Here is an 8,078-nt window from a genome sequence, read left to right as displayed (position 1 = left end):
ACGCCCGCGCCGGCCTGATCCCGTTGCCACACAAGGAATTTTCATGTCTCTACACCCGGACCTCGCCGCTTTCCTGGAACTGGCCGAATTCGGCCGCCTCACGGGCAAGAGCAAGCCCATGCACGAACTGAGCGTCGAGGCCGCCCGCGCCGAGTTCGAGGCCACCTCAGCGATCCTCGATCCAGCCCCTCCGGCCGACCTCGAGGTGCTCGAACTGACGTTCACCACCCGCGACGGCATCCACCTGCCAGCGCGGCTGTACCGCCGCAGCACGACGGCCGCTGGGGCGCAACCGCTGACGTTATACTTTCACGGCGGCGGTTTCGTGGTCGGCAGCCTGGACTCCCACGACAGCGTATGCCGTCGCCTAGCCAGTACCGGCGCTGCAGCGGTGCTCGCCCCGGCCTATCGCCTGGCCCCTGAGCACCGGGCCCCGACCGCTCTGGATGATGCGCTGGACAGCGTCAACTGGCTGACCACAGTAGCTACCGAGCTGAACCTGGACATCAACCGGGTGTCCTTCGCTGGCGACAGCGTTGGCGCCACTCTGGCCACCAGTCTGGCCCTCATCGCCGCCGCTGAACCTGCGCGCATCACCGTGCAGCCGCTGTGCCAGTTGCTGTTCTACCCCGTGACCGACATGAGCCGCCAGCGCGCGTCACACCGTTTGTATGCCGAGGGTTACCTATTGGAAACTGACACCTTGGAGTGGTTCTACAGCCACTATTGCGCCGCCCACCGCGACGACCCGCGGCTCTCGCCGCTGCTGGTCAAGCACCTGCCGGTCATGGCCCCGGCCTACATCAGTCTGGCGCGCTTCGACCCGCTGGTGGACGAAGGCCTGGCCTACGTCGAACGCCTGCGTGCCAGTGGTACACAGGTTCACCTGGACATTCAGGAAGGCCTGACCCACGACTTTCTGCGCATGACCGGTATCGTCGCCGAGGCGGCGCAGGTCTACGAACACTGCACGGACTGGCAGGCCAGCCAGGTGATCCGCGAAGAGGTCGAAACTGGTTAAACAACGTCAGCAGCGTGCAAATATTTGCGCTAACCATCGCCCCCACAACAAAAAAACGCCCGATGCAAACATCGGGCGTTTTTCTTCGCACACCGTTACAACGATCGATCAGTCCCAGACACCTCGCAGGGTCAGCATGTAGTTACGCGGCGTACCGTAGTAGTTAGCATAATCCGGATGCGTCAGGGTGTCGTAGTACTTGCGATCGAACAGGTTGTTGGCGTTGAACGCCACCGTCCAGTGCGAATCTACCTTGTACTCGAGCATCGCATCCCACACGGCGTAGCCGCCTTGGGACATCTCTACCTGAGTCTTGGGAATTTCGTTCACGCCGCTGTACTCGATCTCGCCGCTGACGAAGTTGGCGCTCTGGATAGTTGCACCACCACCGACCTTCCAGTCGGACAGCTCACCCGGAAGCACGTAGGTGCTCCAGAACTTGGCCAGATGCTTGGGCGTCACGCTGCTGAAGATCGCGCTGTTGGTGCGGTCCTCGTTGCGGTTGTAGGTGTAGCCAGCCATCACTTGCCAGTTCGGCAGCAGCTCACCGCTGATTTCCAGGTCGATGCCCTTGCTGGTGACTTTGCCACGTGGCAAGTAACAGCAACTGCCGCCGTACATCAGCACTTGCTGGGCATAGCGCGGGTCGGGGGTCGCCTGGTTCTCGCGCTCGGAGTAGAACAGCGCCGCCGAGACGTTAACCGCACCGTCCCACAGCTCGCCCTTGACTCCGGTCTCGTAGGTTTTGCCTTCCATCGGATCCAGTGACGTGCCCGGTTGCGGACCAGCCAGAGACTTGGCCTGCGGGTTGAATATCTCCGAATAACTGACGTAAGTAGACCACTCTTCGTTCAAGTCGTAGACCAGACCACCGAACGGCACTACCTTGGTCGGCTCGCGATAGTCGACGATGTTTTTCACCGACCAGACGTCGGTGACCCTGTCCTTGGTCGAGTAGACTTGATCGTACTTATAGCGAGTGGCGCGTGCACCCACTATCAGCTTCAACGGATCAGCGAGTTGCAGGCGCAGGGTCGAATACAGGCCGTACTGTTTCTGCTTGTTCGGGCTGTAGTCACGCCAGAACTCCTTGTCCATGGTGCCTTCCACCCATGGCTGGGTGGCTGGGCCGAAACGACCGCTCATGCCGTCGGCAGCGCGCCAACGGGCTCGAATGGACTGCGCGTCGGCACCGATCAGCAGCTCGTGCTCGCGGCCCAGCATATCGAACTTGCCAGAGAGGTTCATGTCCAGCACGGTCTGGTCGGTCTTGGCACGCTGGTAACTACCCGCCCAGTAAGGTCCGCTTCCATCGGCCCTGTCGATGTTGCCATAGATGAATGCACCCTGGCTCTCCACGGTTTCGAATACGTGGGTCAGCGAGGTATTGAACTTCCAGTCATCACTGAAATAGTGGTCAAGTTTGAAGAACAGCTCATTGGAAGAGTGATCGGAATACGACCAGGTCGTAGTCGGCCAATAGCTGCGGCTGTAGTTCGGACTCTTGCCATCGGAGTAGAACGGCAGGCCATCACCGGTGCCAGTTTCCTTGTTCTTCTCCAGGCGGCCACCGAGGGTGATCATGGTGTCGGGCGTCAGGTCTGCCTCGAGCACACCATAGACCGTCGGGTTCTCGGTCCCGCGGTTATCCATGAAGTACTGGCGGTCGTTGTAGGCAGCGACCAACCGGCCACGTAGCGCTCCGTCAAAGGCGAGCGGACCGGTGACATCGACCTGCGTGCGGTAGTTGTCCCAGGAGCCGGCCGAGGCATCGAACTTGAGCTGGTAGTGGTCCAGAGGGCGCTTGCGCACCAGGTTGATGATGCCGCCTGGGTCACCCACACCACCGAACAATCCGGCAGAGCCGCGCAGCACTTCGATGTGGTCGAACTCGGCAAGGTTGTACAGCTGGTTGGAATAGCCACCGTTGGCGTCGAGGCTGGAAGCACCGTCGATCTGGATGTTCTTGATCTCGAAACCACGCGAATAGTAACGCGGCATGCGGTAGTTGAAGTTTTTGACGGTGATGCCGGGGGTGGCGCGCATTGCATCGCCCAAGCCAGTAATCTGCCGGTCCTTGAGGGCCTGGGCGGTAATCACCGACACCGATTGCGGCGTCTCGCGCAGCGACATCGGCGTCTTTGAGCCGACGCTGGTCAGCCCTGGCGTGTAGGAGCCTGAGTGCTCGGTGGATTCACCCATCCCTTGGCCGACGACGCTAGTCGCGCCCAGCTCCAGTGTCGCCCCCGAAGCGGACCCCTTTGGGCTGCTTAGGATGACCGTGTCGTTCTCGATGCGGTAGGTCAGGTTGGCATTCTTGAGCATGGTCTCCAGCGCGGTGCTGGGTTCCATGTTGCCGGAGACCGGTACAGAACGCTTGCCGCTGACCAGGCTCGGCTCGAACAGGAACTGCAGGCCGGTCTGATAGCCCAATTGGGTCAGCGCTTCATTGAGTGGCATTGCCGGGACGTTTACCCGGCTTTCCTGCGCTTGAGCAACATTCCCCATGCCCAATGCCAGGCCTAGCACGATAATCGACGTGCAGCTGCGCAGCCGTTCCTTCTGCCACGAGCAAAAACGGCCCGTCAATGCGTGTCGTTCAGATTTCATTTCTTCGAATCGCTCCCGTGTTGCGGTCCAAGTGTTGGAAATCGTCGCCTCTGGAGGGCAACTGATAGAGGGCACAGCCCCTGATTCGAGTACGTTCACAGCCATACGTGCCGGGTGGCACGGCAGCAAAGCGGATGGACTCGCTGACTAGACGAAGTGAATCTGAACGAAATTAGGAATATTTATCTTTTGATACGTTTCACAAAACGCAGCCTCTGCGTTGAGCAGATTGCAAAACGTGCATCTAAGCGCTGCATGCGCAGGACAGAGGATATCAGCGAGTCTCACCACTGACATCCCGGATTGAGGCGTTCCCCGTCTTCATCAAGGCTTTGATCCATAAGCAAATAATCCATTGAACAGCAGCCATCATTCATTAAAGAGTTAATGTGCCTTATTTGAAAGTCAGCGCTGCAGGTATGGGATTAAATAGGCAAGGCCCAGACCTTCGGAGCACGCTCAATGTTTCTACCTATCCGCCCACGCACGCCTATTTCCCGCTGTGCAATGGGACTGTTTACCTTAGTCAACAGCTTCGCTTTACCCGCTTACGCGGATCTTCTGCAGGACAGCCACGCGAGCCTGGAGGCGCGTACTGTTTACTTCAACAGCGACCTGCGCGACGGTAGAACAGCCAATCCGCAAGGCGCGTCAAAGCACGACGAGAGCGCCCAAGGTTTTATCTTCAAACTGCAATCGGGTTATACCGAAGGCGTCATTGGTTTCGGCGCAGATGCCTTGGCCATGCTGGGGATCAAACTCGACTCCAGTGCCGCCGACAGTAACAGCGGCCTGCTGCCCTCAAGTGGTCACCACCCGCGGCATGCCGCCGACCAATACGCCAAGGCAGGTATTGCGGGGAAGGTGCGTTTTTCCCACACACAACTTAAATACGGTGCGCTGCTACCGGACATGCCGCTGTTAAAGTACGACGACACCCGACTCCTGCCGAGTATGTTTCACGGCAGCCAACTGGTCAGCGAGGAAGTTGCCAGGTTGAAATTCAGCGCTACTCGATTGCAGCGTTATACCGCGCGGGACTCCACTGATGCTCAAGACATTCGCTTGAATTGCAAGAACAAGCGCTACGTCTGCAATACCAGCGGTAACCGTTTCGAGGCCTACCAGGCTGACTATCAACTCAATCGCCAGTTCGTACTGCAATATGCCCAGGGCGGCCTGGAGAATGTCTATCATCAGCGCTTCTTCGGTGTCTTGGGCAGCGGGGCCTTTGGGGCTGGAAAAATCAACGCCGACCTACGCTGGTTTGACAGTTATGACGATGGCTCGGCACGCGCTGGTAAAATCGACAACCATGCCTTGAGCGCGATGCTTGCCTATTCCCATGGTTACCAGACATTCAGCGCTGGCTGGCAAAGTTTGAATGGAAGTAGCTCGATGCCCTACCTGGATGGCAGCACACCGTACTTGGTCAACTACGTGCAATACAACGACTTCGCAAACACCGAAGAACATTCCTGGCAACTACGCTACGACCTCGACCTGACCGGCATCGGCATTCCCGGCTTGAACATCTTGACCCGTTACGTTAGCGGCGACCATATACAGCTTGCCAACGACCAAGAAGGTAAGGAATGGGAACGTAACATAGAGTTGAAATACATAATTCAGACCGGCTCCTTCAAAAACCTCAGTCTACGTCTACGCAATGCCACCTATCGCACAAACTATGCGCAGTCTGCCCGGGATGTGGATGAGATTCGGCTGATTGCCAGCTACAACTTCTCGATCATCTGACTGATCATCAAGCTACTGATAAACAACATTTTTTACCCGCAAATAATAACGCCACATCTCATTATTCGCTGAATAACCATCAAACCTTAGCTTCCGGGCTTGTTTCCCCGGCACAACCCTCTTAGCGTTGACTCATGCCCTGACAAGCGAACACTGACAGCAGCGGCTCGCCACATCACTGCGTAGCCTGATCACATTGAACACCGACTGTTTTCAACCTGGAGATCCCCATGAGCGATTCCATCGTTAACCTGTGCCCGAAAAACTTCGACCGCAAAACAACTGCACTGTTATTTACTGACCCACAAGTAGAGGTGCTGACTGAACATGGCGGCGCCTGGCCTTTTGTGAAAGATGCAGTATTGGCCAATCGTACGGTCGAGAATATCGAACGGCTTTTGCAGACGGCAAAGCAACATGGTTATGAGGTTTTCGTCTCGCCGCATTACTACTACCCCACCGACCATAAGTGGCACTTTCATGATCCACTGAGTGAAGTCATGCACGCCAACCGCATGTTCGAGCGCGGCAGCCCATTGAGCTTGCAAGGCTTCGTTGGCTCAGGGGCGGATTGGGTTCCAGCGTTGCAACCGTATATCGAAGACGGCAAGACTATTGTTTGTTCGCCACACAAACTTTATGGGCCGCAGTCCAACGATCTGATATTGCAGTTGCGCAAGTTCGGTATTCAGAAAGTCATTCTTGGCGGCATGCTCGCCAATATGTGTGTCGAGGCCCATGCCCGCGAACTGCTTGAGCAGGGCTTCGAATTGGTCATTGCCAAAGATGCAACGGCGGGGCCGCGCCACGCTGAATGGGGTAATGGCAATGTATCGGCAGATATCAACTTCCGTTACTTGTCCAAAGATGTGCTCAGCACCGACGAGATCATTCAGCGTTTAACCCCTGCACCTGTCTCCAAAGCAGACGAGCAGCGCTGCAAACAACGATAACGCGCGATTGAAAAACTTTCTTCCCCCTCAAAGGAACACCCTCATGACCCGGTCATTAAGAAAGACGTTGATCACCGCCTGTATCCTGACCTCAATCAGCATGTTGCCCCTGCAGTCCTTTGCCTCGCAGGCCGTCGACTCCACGCTCTATTCAGTCAATCGTGGCGATCCGTCACTCCAAGCCAACGGCAAATACATTGACGAGATGGTTGCGGACTTCATGAAGAAGAACGATTTGCCTGGTTTGTCGATGGCGATCGTTCAAGCGCCTTACATTCCCCGTGCAGCAGGCTATGGCCTGGCGACAGAAACCAATGACGAACTTGCATCAATCAAAACCATCTGGAACGTAGGTCAGATCACCCAGGCGTTTACCGCCGTGTCCATTTTCCAGCTTGTGGAGATGGGCAAGCTTGATGTCAACGACAAGGTGGCCGCCTACCTCAGCGATACGCCAAGCAGTTGGCAGGACGTGACCATTCTCGACCTGCTCCAACACGCCTCCGGTATTCCCGACTTCAGGCACCATGGCTATGACGCCAACACCGCCTACACACCGGACAAACTGGTCGATTTGGTAAAAGGTGACCCGCTGATATTCAAACCAGGCACCAAGGTCAAGGACAGTGCGACCGATTTCATTTTGCTCGGTCAAATTATCGAAAATACCAGCGGGATGAGCTACGAAGACTTCGTCTGGAAATACCAGATTCAACCGTTGGGCTTGAAAAGCACGATGTTTGTGGCAGACATGCAAAGCAAACTCCACCTTGATCGCCCTACCCCCACCAAAGTCAAAAACCAGCATTCAAAATTCAAGGCTGACCAGGTCTTCATTGACCCGCTGGAGACGGCAACAGGCTACAAGTCGATCAACGGAAAAAATACAGCGGTCAGCCTTGAAGCATCCAACAACCTGTACGCCTATGGCGGCCTGTGGTCTTCAGCGGAAGATATCAGTCGCTGGGATATCGCCCTTGCGGGCAGTGTGCTGCTCAAGGATGCCGCACACCGCGACACGATCTACAAACCCGCAAAGCTTAAAAATGGCGCAGTGGTCCCGGCGATGGCCGGCTGGGAATTCACCAAACATCCCGGGTTCCTTGAAATCAAGGGCAGCAATGCGGGGTTCAGTGCTTATCTGAGTCGGTTTACTGCTGGCGATGAACTGGTCTGCGTCACGCTCATTACCAACAAGCAAGACGTCGATATGACGGCTCTGGCCCGTGACATTGCCGAGGCCTACAAGCCTGGCCTGGGGTCGGGGCTGGACTCAGACAAAGTGGTCAACCAGGAAAGCAAATTCAGCGTCGACGAAACAATCGCCCGTCTGAAGAATGATCTTCAGAGCAAAAAAATCCCTGTCTTTGCCGAATTCGACCACGAGAAAAATGCCCGCGGCACTGGCATGAACGTGCGGCCGACCAAGGTGCTGGTATTGGGAAACCCCAGCGTCGGCACCAAGCTGATACTGGATAAACAAGGCGCGGCACTCGATCTGCCGCTTCGCGTTGCGGTCTGGCAGGATGAACGGGGCCGGGTGTGGGCGGGTTATGAAAACCTTGATCAACTGTCGCAGAAGTACGGCGTAACGGACAGCGTCACCCTGAACAAGATCAGTCAGTTCATGAGCACCTTGGTCGGCAACGCTGTGAGCGTCTATCAACAGTGATCCGACGTCGCATGCAATGATCCAGTTGTCTGTCCGCTGCAGAACGCAGCAGACAGACGTTCCC

Annotated in this window: 5 protein-coding genes; 4 read left to right on the top strand and 1 reads right to left on the bottom strand. The window is 56.5% G+C overall.

The features are described from left to right. The first annotated feature begins 43 nt into the window (after nucleotides 1-43). Nucleotides 44-1,021, top strand: a complete 978-nt coding sequence (locus V0R60_RS14885; RefSeq protein ID WP_330079474.1) for an alpha/beta hydrolase — start codon at nucleotides 44-46, stop codon at nucleotides 1,019-1,021. A gap of 108 nt (nucleotides 1,022-1,129) precedes the next feature. Here the strand turns inward: V0R60_RS14885 and V0R60_RS14880 are convergent, their stop codons facing one another. Then, on the bottom strand, nucleotides 1,130-3,631 hold the full coding sequence (locus V0R60_RS14880) for a TonB-dependent siderophore receptor (RefSeq protein ID WP_330079473.1): 2,502 nt from the start codon (nucleotides 3,629-3,631) through the stop codon (nucleotides 1,130-1,132). Between the two features lie 462 nt (nucleotides 3,632-4,093). Here V0R60_RS14880 and V0R60_RS14875 point away from each other — a divergent pair, with 462 nt between their 5' ends. The 3 genes from V0R60_RS14875 to V0R60_RS14865 all read left to right on the top strand — a co-directional run bounded on the left by V0R60_RS14875 (nucleotide 4,094) and on the right by V0R60_RS14865 (nucleotide 8,014). Then, complete coding sequence (locus V0R60_RS14875) at nucleotides 4,094-5,389, top strand: OprD family porin (RefSeq protein ID WP_330079472.1); 1,296 nt, start codon at nucleotides 4,094-4,096, stop codon at nucleotides 5,387-5,389. 230 nt (nucleotides 5,390-5,619) lie between these two features. After that, nucleotides 5,620-6,342, top strand: a complete 723-nt coding sequence (locus tag V0R60_RS14870) for a cysteine hydrolase (RefSeq protein WP_330079471.1) — start codon at nucleotides 5,620-5,622, stop codon at nucleotides 6,340-6,342. A 7-nt stretch (nucleotides 6,343-6,349) separates the two neighbouring features. Further along, the gene (locus V0R60_RS14865) at nucleotides 6,350-8,014 is read left to right on the top strand and encodes a serine hydrolase (RefSeq protein ID WP_330079470.1); all 1,665 of its coding nucleotides are present in this window, start codon (nucleotides 6,350-6,352) and stop codon (nucleotides 8,012-8,014) included. Nucleotides 8,015-8,078 lie beyond the last annotated feature (64 nt).

The organism is Pseudomonas auratipiscis (assembly GCF_036324085.1).
In the GTDB taxonomy this organism is placed as follows: Bacteria; Pseudomonadota; Gammaproteobacteria; order Pseudomonadales; family Pseudomonadaceae; genus Aquipseudomonas; species Aquipseudomonas auratipiscis.
The sequence above is the reverse complement of the archived record's forward strand: the minus strand, read 5'-3'. Positions and strand labels throughout refer to the sequence as shown.

Bases quoted from the DNA above. Each gene is read 5' to 3' on its own strand.
- V0R60_RS14880 (WP_330079473.1), bottom strand. From the start codon at position 3,631: ATGAAATCTGAACGACACGCATTGACGGGCCGTTTTTGCTCGTGGCAG.
- V0R60_RS14875 (WP_330079472.1), top strand. From the start codon at position 4,094: ATGTTTCTACCTATCCGCCCACGCACGCCTATTTCCCGCTGTGCAATG.
- V0R60_RS14885 (WP_330079474.1), top strand. From the start codon at position 44: ATGTCTCTACACCCGGACCTCGCCGCTTTCCTGGAACTGGCCGAATTC.
- V0R60_RS14870 (WP_330079471.1), top strand. From the start codon at position 5,620: ATGAGCGATTCCATCGTTAACCTGTGCCCGAAAAACTTCGACCGCAAA.